Annotated in this window: 11 protein-coding genes; 3 read left to right on the top strand and 8 right to left on the bottom strand. The window is 62.0% G+C overall.

What is annotated here, in order from left to right; translation table 11 throughout:
- Positions 1-87: 87 nt before the first annotated feature.
- The 4 genes from cysS to disA are packed head-to-tail and all read right to left on the bottom strand — an operon-like array spanning position 88 to position 3,810.
- Positions 88-1,554, bottom strand: a complete 1,467-nt coding sequence (gene cysS / locus PGW49_RS05380) for a cysteine--tRNA ligase (protein ID WP_138374750.1) — start codon at positions 1,552-1,554, stop codon at positions 88-90.
- Positions 1,555-1,557: 3 nt separating this feature from the next.
- Positions 1,558-2,052 carry a 2-C-methyl-D-erythritol 2,4-cyclodiphosphate synthase gene (gene ispF / locus PGW49_RS05375; RefSeq protein ID WP_138374749.1) on the bottom strand — a complete coding sequence of 165 codons (495 nt, stop codon included), beginning with the start codon at positions 2,050-2,052 and terminating at the stop codon, positions 1,558-1,560.
- A complete protein-coding gene (gene ispD, locus PGW49_RS05370; RefSeq protein WP_270225819.1) occupies positions 2,042-2,770 on the bottom strand; it encodes a 2-C-methyl-D-erythritol 4-phosphate cytidylyltransferase in 729 nt (242 codons plus the stop codon). Before ispD ends, ispF begins: the two co-directional genes overlap by 11 nt.
- Positions 2,770-3,810, bottom strand: a complete 1,041-nt coding sequence (gene disA, locus PGW49_RS05365) for a DNA integrity scanning diadenylate cyclase DisA (protein WP_006234973.1) — start codon at positions 3,808-3,810, stop codon at positions 2,770-2,772. Before disA ends, ispD begins: the two co-directional genes overlap by 1 nt.
- A gap of 373 nt (positions 3,811-4,183) precedes the next feature.
- Here disA and PGW49_RS05360 point away from each other — a divergent pair, with 373 nt between their 5' ends.
- The 3 genes from PGW49_RS05360 (at position 4,184) to PGW49_RS05350 (ending at position 6,619) form a co-directional block, all read left to right on the top strand.
- Positions 4,184-4,762, top strand: a complete 579-nt coding sequence (locus tag PGW49_RS05360; protein WP_117745788.1) for a manganese efflux pump MntP — start codon at positions 4,184-4,186, stop codon at positions 4,760-4,762.
- Positions 4,763-4,882: 120 nt separating this feature from the next.
- Positions 4,883-5,314: a helix-turn-helix domain-containing protein gene (locus PGW49_RS05355; RefSeq protein WP_035137547.1), complete on the top strand. Its 432-nt coding sequence runs from the start codon at positions 4,883-4,885 to the stop codon at positions 5,312-5,314.
- On the top strand, positions 5,315-6,619 hold the full coding sequence (locus tag PGW49_RS05350) for a type II toxin-antitoxin system HipA family toxin (protein WP_138374747.1): 1,305 nt from the start codon (positions 5,315-5,317) through the stop codon (positions 6,617-6,619).
- 126 nt (positions 6,620-6,745) lie between these two features.
- On the opposite strand, the gene PGW49_RS05345 is transcribed toward PGW49_RS05350, so the two are convergent.
- The 4 genes from PGW49_RS05345 to PGW49_RS05330 all read right to left on the bottom strand — a co-directional run bounded on the left by PGW49_RS05345 (position 6,746) and on the right by PGW49_RS05330 (position 16,364).
- On the bottom strand, positions 6,746-8,203 hold the full coding sequence (locus tag PGW49_RS05345) for an aminoacyl-histidine dipeptidase (RefSeq protein ID WP_270225817.1): 1,458 nt from the start codon (positions 8,201-8,203) through the stop codon (positions 6,746-6,748).
- A gap of 213 nt (positions 8,204-8,416) precedes the next feature.
- Complete coding sequence (locus tag PGW49_RS05340) at positions 8,417-11,059, bottom strand: ATP-dependent Clp protease ATP-binding subunit (RefSeq protein ID WP_270225816.1); 2,643 nt, start codon at positions 11,057-11,059, stop codon at positions 8,417-8,419.
- A 192-nt stretch (positions 11,060-11,251) separates the two neighbouring features.
- Positions 11,252-11,941, bottom strand: coding sequence for a TetR/AcrR family transcriptional regulator (locus tag PGW49_RS05335; protein ID WP_270225815.1), 690 nt, complete (start codon positions 11,939-11,941; stop codon positions 11,252-11,254).
- A complete protein-coding gene (locus PGW49_RS05330; protein WP_270225814.1) occupies positions 11,925-16,364 on the bottom strand; it encodes an acyl-CoA dehydratase activase in 4,440 nt (1,479 codons plus the stop codon). The genes PGW49_RS05335 and PGW49_RS05330 overlap by 17 nt, the downstream gene beginning before the upstream one ends.
- Between the last annotated feature and the right edge of the window lie 120 nt (positions 16,365-16,484).

Genomic DNA, 16,484 nt, shown 5'->3' with positions numbered 1-16,484 from the left:
ATTGCCGTGAAAGAGGAGCGACGCGTACTTGAGTACGCGAGCGACGGTTTGAACGGCAAGGTCGGGTGCTTGGGAAACCCGCGGGGATTAGAGAGATTTGATACGAGTGCCGGCGGCGGTATCTTCAATCGTCAGGCCCAGGTCCTTGAGCTGATCACGGATGGCGTCGGCCAGATCCCAGTTCTTGGCGGCGCGGGCCTCGGCGCGGGCCTCGAGAATCTTGGCAGCGGCCTCGTCCACGTCGTCGCCCGTGTAGGCGACCAGGCCGGCGGCAACGCCTAGCAGACCCAGCGGCAGCTCGACCTTGGGCTCGGGGAGCTCAACGCCAAGCGTATCGAGCAGCTCGGCCAGCGTGTCGGCGGCGGCAAGCGCGGCGGCCTTGTCGGCAGCGTCGCCCGCCTGCTCCAGGTACTGGTTGCACTCGGTCACAAAGCCAAAGACGACACCCATGGCACCAGCGGTGTTAAAGTCGTCGTCCATGCACTCCTTAAAGGCGGCACGAGTCTCAGCGGCCTTGGCGGCAAACGCCTCGGCGGCAGCCGCATCGGCATCGGCCGTCGCATGGTTCGCGGCCCAGCGCAGGTTCTCGACCGTACCGGCGATACGCGTGAGCGAGTTCTCGGCACCCTCCAGGCGCTCCCAAGAAAAGTCGAGCGGCGAGCGATAGCTCGTCTGCAGCATCAGCAGGCGCAGGGCAGCAGCGGAGTGCTGCTCGAGCACCTCGGCCAGCGTAAAGAAGTTACCGAGCGACTTGGACATCTTCTCGCCGTCGACCAGCAGCATGCCCGTGTGCATCCAGGTGTTGGAGAAACCCTGGTGCCAGGCGCAGGTGGCCTGGGCGCACTCGTTCTCGTGATGCGGGAAGGCAAGGTCGGAGCCACCGCCGTGGATGTCGATCGGGGTACCCAGGTAGCGGTGCACCATGGCGGCGCACTCGGTGTGCCAACCGGGACGGCCCTCGCCCCAGGGACTCGGCCAGCTGGGCTCGCCGGGCTTGGCGGCCTTCCACAGGGCAAAGTCGAGCGGATCGTTCTTGTCCTCGTTCTCCTCGATGCGCGCGCCAACCATAAGGTCGTCGATGTTGCGGCCCGAGACCTGACCATAGTTGGGATCGCTGCGCACGGCAAAGTACACATCGCCGTTATCGGCGGCGTAAGCGTGGCCCTGCTCGATAAGCGTCTTGATCATGGCGATCATGGGGCCGATCTCTTTGGTGGCACGAGGACGCACATCCGGATCGAGCACGTTGGCGGCGCGCATGACGCCGATGAACTTGTCGGAGAACTCTGTCGCGACCTCGGCGGCAGTGCGGCCCTGCTCGTTGGCGCGCTTGATGATCTTGTCATCGACATCGGTGAGGTTCTGGGCAAACGTGACCTCGTAGCCGCTCGCGATGAGCCAGCGACGAATCACGTCAAAGCTGATGAACGTGCGGGCATTGCCGATGTGAATGTTGTCATAGACCGTGGGGCCGCACACGTACATGCGGACCTTGCCGGACTCGATGGGCTGGAGCTCTTCCTTTTTATGGGTAGCGCTGTTGTAGATACGCATTCGTTACTCCTTAACGGTTTTCTGTAGCAGGCAGACGGCCCAGGCGCCGATTCCCTCGCCCTGGCCTTCCCAACCGAGCCTTTCGGTCGTAGTGGCGGCGACGCCCACGTTTTCGACATCGACGCCCAGGGCATGGGCGAGGTTGGCGCGCATGGCATCGCGGTGCGGGGTGATCTTGGGTTGCTGACAGGCAATGGTGCAATCGGCATCGACAAACTCAAAGCCCAGCTCGCGCGCATAGTCCATCACGCGGGCAAGCAGCACCATCGAATCGGCACCCTCGTAGGCGGGATCGGTGTCGGGGAATAGCTTGCCGATGTCTCCCCCGCGGCAGGCGCCCAGAATGGCGTCGGCCAAGGCGTGCGCGAGCACATCGGCATCCGAGTGGCCCAGCAGGCCGCGCTCGTAGGGAATGTCGACACCGCCGATGATACATCGACGCCCCTCCACCAGACGGTGGACGTCGTAGCCATGGCCAATGCGCAGGTTACTGAACATGGGGAAGGTCCTCTCCCTCGGCCATGCGGCCAAGCAGAATCGCGGTTACGGGACGCAAGTCCTCGGGCACCGTCACCTTAAGGTTATCGCGCGGGCTCTGGACGCAGCGGACGCGCCCACCCATGCGCTCGACCAGCGACGAATCATCGGTGCCGATAAAGCCCTCGGCAATGGCTGCAGCGTGGGCGCGCTTCATAGCATCGACGCTAAAGATCTGCGGCGTCTGCGCGGCCCAATAGAGCTCACGCGGCGGCGTCTCGACGATATTATCGCCGTCGACGATCTTGAGCGTGTCGATCGCGGGCTGACCGCACACGACACCGTCGAGCGAGCGGTCACCCATGAGCACGTCGATAGCGTGGTCGATGGCCTCGGTCGTAATGAGCGGACGAGCGCCATCGTGGATGGCGACATATTCGAAACCCGCCGGAACCGCATGCACGCCGGCACGAGTGGAATCCTGACGGGTATCGCCGGCATCGGCAAAGCTGATGGGCGTGTCATAGTCAAACGGGTCGATGGCCAGGCGGCGCATCTCGGCACGGCGCACAGCAGGACACACCACCACGATGTGGCCGACCTTGTCGCTACGATCGAACGCGCGGATGGACCAGCTCATGAGCGGACGGCCCGCCACGTTAACGAGCTGCTTGCCGCCGGGATTTCCAAAGCGCTGGCCGCTGCCGCCGGCAACGACCACAGCGCATACGGGCGCCATTATGCGTTCCCCTGTTTGGTGCCCTTCATGCGGTACAGCGAGTCCGCAAGAATGGCAGGGTTGTTGACGCCAAAGTCGCCCAAGCGCTCCGGATCCTCGCTGATGTCGTCCATGAGCTCCTGCAGCGAGCCATACTCGTCGACGATCTTCTCGGCCACGCCGTCGCGCACGACGGACACGCGCGAAAGCGTGCGCAGGCCCAGCGGCGTCATGACGGAGTCCTCGTCCAGGTCGTCATAGCCCAGAACTGCCGCCACGTGCTGCGGGTCAGACAGGTCCTTAGGCGTCATGCGAGCGAGCTCGGCGCGAATCTTCTCGGCGTTGGCCTCAGAGGAATCGCTTGCGTAGTCGCGGATCATCAAGTCGTATTCGGTATCCATGCTGGAGCCCGCGAGCTGCTCAAGCTGCATCTGCACGAGCTTGCCCTGGTTACCCAGCTTGACGATGCAATCCTTAAGCTCGGTCTTTGCCTGTTGCATGATCTCGAAACTCGAGAAAATGCCGGTGATGTCGGCGAGCGTGACGTAGTCGTCGAGCTCGAGGGCCGTCAGGCGCAGCAGGGAGCGATCGAGCGACTGACGGGTAGTCTGGAGCGTGGCGACGAGCTGGTTGACCGAGCTCATGATGGTGGTGACGGGCTGGATCTCGTAGCTCTTGCCGTGGACGTACACGTTGACGACGGCGCGACGAGCCGAAACCGAGATCACGATGGCATCGGTGAGCACCGACATGCGAGCGGCAGTACGGTGACGCATGCCCGTCTCACTCGTGGCGAGCGAGGGATCGGGATTGAGGTGGAAGTTGGCGCGCAGGATCTGGGTGAGGTCGCCATCGATAACGATGGCGCCGTCCATCTTGGAAAGCTCGAACAGGCGGTTCGAGGTAAACGAAATGTTGAGCGGGAAGCCGTCGTTACCGGCAGCGAGCACGTTTTCGGTGTCGCCGACGCAGATAAGGGCGCCCAGGTGACCGGCGATGATCATGTCGAGGGCGGTGCGGATCGGCTGACCAGGTGCCGTCAGGCGGATGGCCTGTTCCATACGCTTTTGCAGCTCGTTCTTATCCAAGGCATCGCTCCCATCGTATACGCTCCATAAACGCTAAATAGTTTCTCACGGTTTGTCCCTGCGGCGCTTGCGAAATCCGATGCTTACAGAATGAGCGAACACAGCTGAGAGCCCAACCCAAATCAGCTGTTCACGTGGTAGCATCGGGATTCGCATAAATGAGGGAGTAGTCGCGTGATCGGGTTCGCCTCCGGTGGCGCGGCAAGTCAACACACTGGCCGATGCGGCCTGGCTTGCCTTAATGAACGAGACTCGTGGCTGTGCGCGCAACGCGTACGCCACGGGTCTTTTTTGTTACTCCCCCAAGAGGTACACGCGGGCCCGCCCGCAGAGAGGGAGCCAGACTATGGGACTCGCAGAGCTTGTGTTGCTCGCTATCGGCCTTTCTATGGACGCTTTTGCCGTATCCATCTGCAAGGGCCTTGGCATGAAAAGGATCAACCTTAAGGTCGCCGTGATACTCGGCCTGTTCTTTGGCGGTTTCCAGGCCGGCATGCCCGTAATTGGGTGGGCCCTTGGTAGCCAGTTCATGGGCATCATCAGCCCCATCGACCACTGGATCGCCTTTATCCTGCTCGCCTTTATCGGCGGCAAGATGCTGTGGGAAGCCTTTACTGAGGACGAGAACGAAGGCGACGGCAAGGATGCCGAAAAGATCGACCTGGGCGAATATCTAATCCTTGCCATCGCCACCTCGATTGACGCGCTTGCCGTGGGCATCTCGTTTGCCGCGCTCTCGGTCGATATCGTTCCCGCCGTGTCGCTCATTGGCATCACGACCTTTGTCTTCTCCGTTGCCGGCGTAGCGATCGGCCACACCTTTGGCGCGCGCTACGAAAAGCCCGCCACCATCGTGGGTGGCGTCGTGCTCGTCCTCATCGGCCTCAAGATTTTGCTGGAGCATCTGGGGATTTTGGCGCTGTAAAACACCCTTCAAAACTAAACGTCCGGATGAGGCCTCATGCAGAGTTTTGCATGAGGCCTTTTCATGCAGACTTTTGCATGTCATGCTATGATGCAAAAGTCTGCACGTTAGGAGATCGCCGTGGATACCCTTCCCATCACCACACCGCGCCAAGCTGGCATCTACGTGCGCCAGGCACGCGAGGCTCAGGGTCTCACCCGTGCCGCCCTCGCTAATAAGGCCGGTGTTTCGGAGCGCCTGCTCGCATCGCTCGAGCTGGGAGATGCCACGGGCATTCGGCTCGACAAGCTGTTGACCGTCTTTAACGCACTCGGCATAGGTCTCTTTGCGCAAAGCGATAACGACTCCATCGCATCACCCTCCGAACATCCGATGACGATAGCGGACCTCCCTATCGCGAACTCGAATGCCCTGCCAAAGCCAAGCGTAGGCAGACGACCCGCTCGACAAGGAACGCCAGCTTTCTATGGTGCCTTGCTGGCCCAAATCGCAGCCGAGCAAGGCCTTTCCGGCACTTCAGACCTCTCCTTTGGCTGTAAGGTTGTGAAATAAATGGCAGAAATGGAGCTTGCGACCTTCATTTGTGGCGAAATCGCCGGCACTCTCCGGCAAGACGAGCATGGACTCTGCAGCTTTGTATACGCCCCAACCTATCGCGGAGCACCGCTATCGTTAACAATGCCGCTTTCCAATCGCACATATGGCCATAACATCGTCCGTCCGTTCCTATTTGGCCTTTTGCCCGACAGCCAAGAGCAGCGTCGCGCTATTGCCGCCGAGCATGACGTTGCATCCAACAACCCCGTCGCCCTCTTGTGCCATATCGGTCTAGACTGCGCGGGGGCCGTTCAGTTTTGTCGAGCCGATCAATTAGATGCCGCCCACGGCAGGGTCTCAGCATACCGCCCGCTTACCAATTCTCAAATCGCTCACAAGCTCAAAGCAATTCGCGATGACGAAAGAGAGACATGGATGGGCTCCAACGAAAGCTGGTCCCTGGGCGGCAACCAAGGCAAATTTGCACTAGCTTGGCATGATGGACAATGGTGCGAATGTCTAGGGTCATCCCCCACTACCCATATCTTCAAAAATGGTGTCGTTGGGTTCAAACATCAGGCCTTAAACGAATTCGTCTGCATGAAAACAGCTCGGCGTGTTGGCATTCCAACTGCCAACGTCTCCTATTGCACATTTGAAGACGAAGCTGCGCTCGTCGTTGAACGGTACGACAGAATGGTCAATAGCAGCGGAAATATCGAAAGGCTGCATCAGGAGGACTTTTGCCAGGCACTCGGTGTATTGCCAACCCAGAAATACACCGCCGACGGAGGACCAACTACACGAGACATCCAAGAACGACTGATTAACACAGTCCCCCACCACATGAATCTTGTGCTTTTTACCTATATGTTGTTCTATAACGCCATTATCGGAGCGCCTGACGCACACGCTAAAAACTACTCGCTCATCCTAGGCAAAGGCACAAACGCGGCGCTCGCACCCATGTACGATGTCGCATCGGGCTTAGCATACGAACGTATGCGGCGAAAAGCGCGCCTCGCCATGAGCGTTGGCGGCGAAAATCGTGTGGGGCGAATCGGTCCAGGCGCTATCCGCCGATACCACGGTATGGGCGATCCCGCGCTGGAGGCGGCGCTTACCGATGCCGGGCTATCCGAGAAGTTTTGCTTTGCGACCATGATGGACCTCGCCTACGAGGTACCCATTTGCATGGAAGAGGTCATGGACGAATACGCCGACCTGCCCGGCATGGCGGACCTGCGCGAGCATATGCTCGGCCCCGTCCGCGAAAACTGCCAGCGCACCCTCGACCTCATCAGGGCAGAAATGGACTAGGTGACCGTAATTTCGCAATTATCAAACAAAAGAGGGGGGCACCCGTCGCAAACGCTCGAATGCCCCCTCTCGTAATGTCATTTGCAATCCGCTAGCACGTGGCTCGGACTGCTGCTAGCGCAACCTTTACGCAGCGAGGCGCTTGAGCACGTCGATGAGCAGCTCGTAGAAGCGCTCGGCAGAAGCGAGCTCCATGCTCTCGTCCGGGGTGTGGACATCGGAGAGCGTCGGACCCACGGCGATGGCGTCCAGGCCGTGCAGGGCCTCGGCAAACAAGCCGCACTCAAGGCCGGCGTGAATGGACTCGATGCGCAGCTCGGAGCCAAAGAGCTCGCGATAGCTCTCGACAAAGATGTCGCGGACCGGCGAATGCTCGGCATAGCTCCAGCCGGGATACTCGAACTCAAACTTGGCGTCGAATCCCAGGACATCGGCCAGCGTCTGCAGGCGGTCCTTGAACTCGTTCTGCAGCGAGGTGATCGAGGAGCGCGGGGACAGCATGATCTTGACCTGGTCGTCAGAGGTGGCAACCACGCCGATGTTGGAGGAAACCTCGACGGAGCCGTCGGTGGCGACGTTGCGGCGGATCACACCGTTGGGGGCAAGACGCAGAGCGCGAATAAGGGCAAGTGCGGACTTCTCGTCCATGGCCTCGACCTCAGTGTTGTCGGCAATCTCAACCGTGCAGGTAAAGCCGGGGTCGAAAACCTCGAGCTCGGCAGTAACGTCGGCGATGATGCCCTTTGCGATCTGGGCCGCGGCCTCGGCTGCAGCGTGGTCGGCGTAGACCAGAACAGCCTTGCACTCACGGTTGATGGCGTTGTCCTTGGTGCCGCCGTTAAAGCTAACGATGGCGGGCTCGCCGGCGACCATCAGGCGGTCGATGATGCGGGCCATGATGAGGTTGCCGTTGCCGCGCTCCAGGTTGATATCGCTGCCGGAGTGGCCGCCCAGCAGGCCGGAGATGTCGAGCGTGAGGGTGCTACCGGTCTTGTGCTCGCGCGTGATCGGGCAGGTGTAGGTAACGACGACACCGCCGGCGCAGCTGACGGTAGCAACGCCCTCTTCCTCGGAGTCAAGGTTAATCATGGTGCGGGCGCTAATCTGGGACTTGTCGAGCGTCTCGGCGCCGACCAGGCCAGTCTCCTCGTCGGTGGTGAATACGCACTCGAGGGCGGGGTGAACGATCGAATCGTCATCGAGAACAGTGAGCATCAGAGCGACGGCAATACCGTTGTCGGCGCCCAGAGTGGTGCCGTTAGCGGTGAGGACGCCGTCCTTGACGACCAGGTCGATACCGTCAGTCGTAAAGTCGTGCTCAACGGAGCCCAGCTTGTCGCACACCATGTCGATGTGGCCCTGCAGCATCACAGTCGGGGCATTCTCGGCGCCGGCAGATGCGGGCTTGCGAATGATAACGTTGTAGACCTCATCCTGATACACATCGAGACCGCGCTCCTTGGCAAACGCGACCAGGAAATCGCTGATGCCCTTCTCGTTGCCAGACCCACGGGGGATCGCGCTGACCTCCTCAAAGAAATGGAACAGCTGGGCGGGCTCGCAGCCGGTAATCTTGTAGTCCATGGTGCCTCCTTGGCGCAACTGGTTAGACAGTAAGACATGCGACTTGTATATTCCCAGACTTTGCGTGCATAAACCAGTCGAAAACGCCGAGCGCTCTCGCATCATCGGCTAACGGTGGACCGCATAGCGTAACGGTCACAACTTCGCAGCTCTACAAATCGAGGCGCCCTTGCCAGAGCGCCTCGATTGCGCGTATCAAATTGTCGCCACGCCCTACAGCGCGCCGGAACCGGCTTGCATCATGCCGCCGGGGCCCGAGGTCACGCCGCCGCTCACGGGCGCGGCGTTGCCGGTGTGCGGTGCCGCCGGGGCGGTATCGCCGCCGAGCGTGCCCGCCGGACGCGGTGCCGGGATCTCGCCCGTGCCGTGGCTAAAGACAAACTTGCCATCGGCCACGTCGCACAGGACGGTATCGCCCTCGCCCCACTCGCCGGCCAGAAGCTCCTCGGACAGCGGGTCCTCGATAAGCTTTTGAATAGCACGGCGCAGCGGACGCGCACCGTTGGTGAGGTCGGTGCCCTCGGCCACGATCTTGTCATAGGCCGCATCGGTGAGCTTGATGTTCATGCCGTTGGCAATCAAACGCTGACGCAGGTCGTCCACCAGCAGGTGCGCGATCTTGGTGAGATTCTCGCCCGAGAGCTTCTGGAACACCACGATGTCGTCGATACGGTTGAGCAGCTCGGGGCGGAACAGGCGCTTGAGCTCGCCCATCGCGCGACCACGGATCTCACTCGACGTGAGACCTTGCTCGCCGGTGGTGCCAAAGCCAACGCTCGCATCCTGCGCAATCTCGCGAGCGCCCACGTTGGACGTCATGATGATCACGGTGTTGCGGAAGTCGACCGTCTTGCCCTGGCTATCGGTCAGGCGGCCCTCCTCCAGCACCTGCAGCAAGATGTTGAAGATATCGGGGTGCGCCTTCTCGATCTCGTCGAACAGCACGACCGAGTACGGGTGACGACGAACGGCCTTGGTGAGCTGGCCGCCCTCGTCGTGACCGACGTAACCCGGAGGGCTACCGATGAGCTTGGAGACCTCGAACTCGCTACCGAACTCGGACATGTCGAAGCTGATGAGTGCATCCTTGCTGCCAAAGAGGTACTCGGCGAGCGTCTTGGCGAGCTCGGTCTTGCCCGTGCCGGTGGGACCAAGGAAGATAAAGCTGCCGCCGGGGCGACGCGGATCCTTGAGGGGTGAGCGGCTGCGGCGCACGGCCTTGGCAACTGCCCCAACAGCCTCATCCTGACCGATGATGCGCGTCTTGAGCACGCTTTCGGCTTGCAGCAGGCGACGGCTCTCGCTCTCAGTAAGCGAGGACACCGGCACGCCCGAAGTCACGGACACGATGTCGGCAATCTGGCTCACGTCGATGGTGAGCGGGCTGGCGTCGAGCTCGGCGGTCCAGGCAGCCTTGGCCTCGGCGAGTTCAATCTCGGCGGCCTTCTGCTGCTCGGTAATCTCGGCGGCCTTGTTCATGTCGTCGCTCTCGGTGGCCTCCTGCGCGGCGGCCTTGAGCTCCTCGATGCGATGCTCGGCCTCGCGCACCGGCTCGGGCGCGCGATTCGCGGCGATGCGAGCGCGGGCACCGGCCTCGTCAATGAGGTCGATGGCCTTATCGGGCAGGAAGCGATCCTGGATGTAGCGGTTGGAAAGGTTCGCGGCGGCCTCGATAGCACCCTGCGTATAGCGCACATGGTGGTGCTCCTCGTAGCGCGGCTTGAGCGCGGTCAGGATCTTGACCGTGTCCTCGACGCTCGGCTCCTCGACATCGATGGTCTGGAAGCGACGCTCGAAGGCCGGATCCTTGGTGAGGTACTTGCGGAATTCCTCGGCCGTGGTGGCGCCGATAATCTGGAAGGCACCGCGCGCGAGCACGGGCTTGAGCATAGAGCTCGCGTCGATGGAGCCCTCAGCAGAACCGGCACCGATGATGGTGTGCATCTCGTCGATAAACAGGATGACGTCGTCGGCTTCGGTTGCCTCCTGGATCACGTTCTTGAGACGCTCCTCAAACTCGCCGCGATACTTGGCACCCGCCACGAGGCCCGGCAGGTCGAGCGTCCAGATATTCTGGTTCATGAGGTTCTCGGGCACGTTGCCGGCTGCAATCTGCTGAGCCAGGCCCTCGACGATGGCCGTCTTGCCCACGCCGGGGTCGCCCAGAATGAGCGGGTTGTTCTTGGTGCGGCGCGAAAGAATTTCCATCATACGCTGGACTTCCTTTTCGCGACCAATTACAGGGTCGAGCTCGCCGTCGCGCGCCTTCTGCGTGAGGTTGGTCGCGAACTGCTTAAGCGTATCGGTGCCACTCCCCTTTTGCTGAGAGGCATCCGAGCCGCTAAAGAACGGCAGGCCCGCACCGGGACGACCAGCACCGGCGCCGGCGAGCGGACGCTTCTTGTCCTGGTCCTTGGCGGTGAGTTTCTCGATAGCCTTTTTGATAGAGGCGGACGACACACCCAGGCGCATGAGGATGTCCATGGCCATGCCGTTGCCCTCTTCGACGATGCCGATCAGCAAGTGCTCGGTCGACACGTAGGTCTGGTTGTTCTCACGCGCCACGCGGAAGGAGCGCTCCATCACGCTAATGACGAGCGGCGTAAAGGCGAGCTTGGCCGCCTCGGTCTCCTCACTGGGCTCGGGAACCGTGGTCTGAACCTCTTTGAGAGTATCCATGATGTCATCGTAGGAGATGTCGAGCGAACGCAGTGCCTCGGCGGCAATGCCCTCGTCCTCCTTGGCAAGCGCGAGCAGCAGGTGCTCGGTGCCCACCTTATTTGAATGAAGATCGAGCGCCTCCTGTTTGGCCATCGACATGACCTTGCGCGCTCGATCGGTAAATCTATCTAACATGCTCGTTTCCTTACATGAGTTCATCGAAATCAAAACGCCCGCCCGTCGGCGGCGCTTTTGTCTCTTTACCCACAGGTTGTCTATGTTAACAGCTGGAGGAATATCTATAAACCCGGCTCACATGAATGCAGGTTATGACCGCATCGCGGGACTCACCGCGCGATGCGTGACGGGCGCCCTGCAAGAGAAACCCTAGGCGTCTTTCACCACGTCGGGACTCGTCGCACGCGATGCGCGATAGGCATCGGCCTCCTTGGAGACGCGTTCGAGCAGCTCGGATGTATCGACGCCCTCGACTTGCGCGACCGTTTCCACCGTCTGCATGGCGACCGCCCTCAGGTACGCGCACGCGCTGTCCCCCAGTTGCTCGAGGTGTATCTCCTCGCCGCCCTCCCGGGCAAAGCCGACCGCCATCACAAAGCTCATGATGCCCGAGACCAGAAAGCCCACCGCAAAGCTCGAATCTGCCTTGAGCTCTTCTCCGTCGGGGTGGACGATCTCTCTCACGCGGTCGATGATGATCGTATGGATGCCCTGCACGACCTGCTCGGCGGCACCCGCCCTCATGGTGATGACGATGCGCCGCAGCAGGCAGCGGACGTCGCGCCGGTCGAACGCCGAAAGGTCGCCCCCGCTCGAAAAATGCCAGAGGGCATCGGTGATGAGCTCGTTATCCTGCAGCAGCTGGGCTATGGCGATGGCGACGAGTTCATCGAAATCGTGAAAATAGTAGTAAAACGTTCCGCGATTGCACTGGGCGGCGCGGGTCACCTCGCCAACCGACAGCTCGAAGATGCTGTTGTTCTCGATGAGCTCCCAAAACGCCTCGATGATACGGGTGCGTGCATCGGGCGCATCGGCGTCCTTACGCGGTCTCGCCATGCGCCTCACCGCGCCCCTGCGCCTTGGCGTTCATGATGAGCATCTGAAGACGGTTCTCCACGTTGGCGAAGCTCACGTCGGGATCGTAGTCGAGCGGCAGGAACTGCGCCGTGGGATACTGCTCCTTGAGCGCATGGATGAGCCCGCGCCCCACGACATGGTTGGGCAGACACCCGAACGGCTGCAGGATCACGAAGTTGCGGCAGCCGCGCTTGGCGTGCTCGAGGATCTCCGCCGGAATCAGCACGCCCTCGCCCGCATCGAACGTATGGTGCAGGATCTTATCGCTCGCGCGCACGAGCTCGGGCATGCGCGTCGGCGGCTCGTAGAGCGGGCTCGCCGCGCCCAGGCGGTCGCAACGGTCGTGCGCGAGCTCGAACAGGTTGTCCGCCGTGGCGTACCAGGCCTTTTCGGGCAGCGACAGGTCGACGTGGAACTCGCGCGACTGCGCATGCTTGTAGAAATAGGTCTTGCGGATCACGTCGGTCATGCGCGCCTCGATGACCTCGAGCCCGTTGTCCTCGAGGTAGCGCTCGATCTCGTGGTTGGCGCCGAGATGGAAATTGAGCAGGTACTCACCCACGATGAGAACGGTCGGATGCGGGTTCGAGCGGTCGTACGGAACGGCGTCCATGATCGCAAGCGCGCGTTTGAAGCCCGTCGCCTGGCCTCTCAGCCCGGAGCGCTCCATGCCCTCGATAACCTCATCGAGCGCGCGGTCGAACGCAGCGTCCGCCGCGCCCTTCTCGAGCTCGTAGGGACGGATGCGCCTAAGCATGGCCTCGAGGGCATCGATCATGGGAAGACCGTAGGCGATCTGGATGCTCGGGCCAAGGCCGAGCTTGAAGCCCGGATGCGCATTGTGGGCATCGACGTCGTCGTTGGTGAGCACCGGGACATAGTCGTACCCCGCGTCGTCGAGCGCGCGGCGCAGCAGGGGCATGTAGTGCGTCAGGCGGCAGTCGCCGATATACTTGCCAGTCACCACGGCGACGTCGTGCGGGTCGTACTTACCGCTCTTGAGTGCCGCGAGCGCCTCGCCGATCACGATTTGCGCGGGGAAGCAGATGTCGTTGTGCACATAGCGTTTGCCCAGGCGGATGGCATCCTCGCGCCCGATATCAAGGGCCTCGGCGCGCACGCCCTGATTGCGCATCGCCGCGGTCATGAGCCTGCAGAACGCATGGGAGGTGTTGGGGACCAGCGCGATCTTGTCGTGCCGGTCGCGCTTGGTGTACTTGACCTTATACGGGTCGTCGAGCGGATGGACCGCGTGCACCCGGGCGCCCTCGGCACGCTCCTCCGCGCGACGACGGTTGACCGACTCGATAAACGAACGCACGCGAATGCCCATGGGACCGGCGACGTCGCTCTCATCGAGCTTGATCATCATCGGAACCTTGGAGCCCATCTCGCCCATCATGCGCGCGATCTCGTCGGTGAGATACGCATCGTGGCCGCAGCCGAAGCTGCCCATCTGCACGAGCTCGAGCTCGGGCGTCGATGCGACGATGACCGCGCACGACAGCATGCGCGCATGGTAGTTGTTCACGATGTCGATGCGGCTGTTGGAAAGGTCGACGTTGCAGACCCCCGGCACCGCATCGGGCGTCAGCACGGGGATGCCGCGCTCAGAGAAGAGCTTGGGCAGCCCGTGGTTGACCAGCGGGTCGTTGTGGTACGGGCGCGAAGCGATCACCACCGCGTAGCCGCCGTCCTCGCGCAGGTTCTCGAGCACCTGCCTGCCGCGCAGCTGCAGCTGGTTCTCAAACGTCTGCTGCGCGCGGTCCGCCTGCTCGGTCGCCTTGGCAACCAGGTCGGCATCGATATCGAAGGTCTCCTTGCACCACGCCTTGAGCTGGCGGTTTCGGTCGCCCTCGTCGTACCAGTGGAACAGCGGCGTATCGAACGGAACGCCGAAACGCTCCTCCGGGTTATCGGAATTGCGCATCACGTAGGGGTATCCCTTTACGACGGCGCACATCCACTTGCTGGTAGCGGCGGTGTTTTCGGTGGGCACCGTCGTGATGATGGGCATGAAGATGCGGTCGACGCCGGCGTCGACGAGATTGCGGATGTGCCCGTGGACGAGCTTGGCCGGGAAGCACACGGTGTCGGATGTGACGTGCGCCAGACCGCGCTCGTACATCGCCTTGGTGCTGCGTCCCGAGACGCGCACCTTAAAGCCGAGCGTGCTGAAGAACGTCGACCAGAACGGCATGGTGTCCCAGAACTCGAGCACACGGGGAATGCCGATCGTGACATCGCGCCCCCCGCAGACGGGAACCGTGGGGTACGACTCGAACAGCAGCTTCTCGCGGTCGACAAAGAGATTGGGGGCAGCCGCGGTCCGGTCGCGCCCCGTGCCGGGCGCCTGTGCCTCGCAAGCACCCTGCGGACGCAGCTCCTCCGCCGCGGGAACCTCGCGCACGAGCTCATCCCATGAGATGGCGCCGCCGCGCGGGCAGCGATTGCCCGTGACGTAAAGCGAGCCGTCGCCAAACGCCACGACCGCGCGCTGGCAGCGGTTGTTGCACCGACGGCAGGTAACGCCGCCGAACTCGCGATGCTCGAAGCGCTCCACGGCATCGAGCCCGATAAACGACGTGCCGGCGTCGCCCTTGCGGCATTCCTCGCGCGCGAGCAGGGCGATACCGATAGCGCCCATCAGCCCCGGGTGGGGCGCACGCGTGACGGGTTTGCCCAGATACTGCTCGAATGCGCGCAGCACCGCGTCGTTTCGGAACGTGCCGCCCTGGACGACGACTTTGTCGCCCAGACGGTTGAGATTTGAAACGCGAATGACCTTGGTGAACACGTTCTCGATAATCGAACGGCAGAGACCGGCCATGATGTCGCCCGGACCCTTACCGCGCCGCTGCTCGGAAACAACGCTGCTGTTCATGAACACCGTGCAGCGGCTGCCGAGAACGGCGGGGGCTTTGGACGAAAATGCCTCGGTCGCGATATCCTCAACGGCTATTCCGAGGTTTTTGGCAAAGCCCTCGAGGAACGAGCCGCAGCCCGCAGAGCACGCCTCGTTGACGACGATATCGGTCAGCACGCCGTGGTTGAGCCAGATGGCCTTCATATCCTGTCCGCCGATGTCGAGCACGAAGGTCGCATCGGGAACGCATGCGCACGCGGCGCGGGCGTGCGCGACCGTCTCGACCGTATGGTAGTCGGCGTGGAACGCGCGCGCGAAAAGCTCCTCGCCGTATCCCGTGGTGCCCACGGCATCAATCGCAAGCGTGACTCCCGCTGTCTCCCAGCGGTTCTTCAAGCTGACAAGACCCTGTTGGGCGACGTCGAGCGGCCTGCCGTTATTAGACGCGTAGAACGAATCGACAAGCTCACCCGCCTTATCGACCAGGGCGAACTTGGTCGTCGTGCTCCCCGAATCGATACCGAGCGCCACACGCACCGTCTCTCCGGGCGCATACGCATCCGGACCCTTTGCCGGCGCCTCCTTGCCATGCCGTGCCGTAAAATCCGCCTGCTCGGCAGGTGTGGCAAAAAAGGGCTGGGCAAGACGTCCCTCCCCGCTTGCAGGCGCGACCGTCTCGAGCTTATCCAGCCGGACAAAAGCGTCGGGAAGGTCGATCGGTTGGGACGATGCGAACATGTCGGTCAGCGACAGGGCGGCACCGCGCGCGACCATGATCTGCGGGTCGTGCGGGACGATAACCTGATCGTCCGATAGATTCAGTTGCTCCCGGAACACGCGGACCAGCGTGGGGTTGTAGGCGAGCGTACCGCCCTCGAAGATTACCGGCGGCTCGATGTCGATACCCTGGGCCAGACCGCCGATCGTTTGGCGGGCGACCGCGTGAAGCGCCGAAAGCGCCAGGTCGGTGGTAGGAATGCCCTCGTTGAGCAGCGGCTGGATATCGGTCTTTGCGTACACGCCGCAGCGGCCCGAGACCTCGTGGACGGTCGTTCCCCGGCTTGCGAGCTGCTCGAACTCGCCCGATTCGGTGCCAACCCCCATGAGCTTTGCCATCTCGTCGATAAATGCACCGGTACCGCCTGCGCACGAGCCGTTCATGCGCATGTCGGCAACCTCGATGTCTCCCTTATCGTTGGTGCGGAAGAAGATCATCTTGGCGTCTTGGCCGCCCAGCTCGATGGCGCAGCGCGTCTGCGGATAGAACCTGCTGATCGTGAGCGCGTTGGCGACCACCTCCTGAACGTACGAGGCGCCCAGCGCGGTCGCGATATCGCGCGCACCCGAGCCGGTCACCGCAACGCGCAGCGACTCATGGGGAAAGCGCTCGGCGAGCTCGCCGAGCATGGCGCGCACGCTCGCTGTCTGACACGCCCCGTGGCGGCGATATCCCCACCACGCCTCGGTCATATCCTCGTGCATCGCGTAAACTTTGGTCGTCGTCGACCCTACGTCCAGTCCTACTAGCAACGCCATAATGCTCCGTCTCTCGCATTTTTTCTGCTAGAGATATACCACTCTACGTAATACAACAGACTGTTGTATTTAAACTCCGTATAAAAAGCGGCTGCCGAAACGCTTCAGCAGCCGCCGAAT

The sequence above is a fragment of the Collinsella aerofaciens genome, assembly GCF_027679495.1.
Taxonomy (GTDB): domain Bacteria; phylum Actinomycetota; class Coriobacteriia; order Coriobacteriales; family Coriobacteriaceae; genus Collinsella; species Collinsella aerofaciens_AK.
The sequence above is the reverse complement of the archived record's forward strand: the minus strand, read 5'-3'. Positions and strand labels throughout refer to the sequence as shown.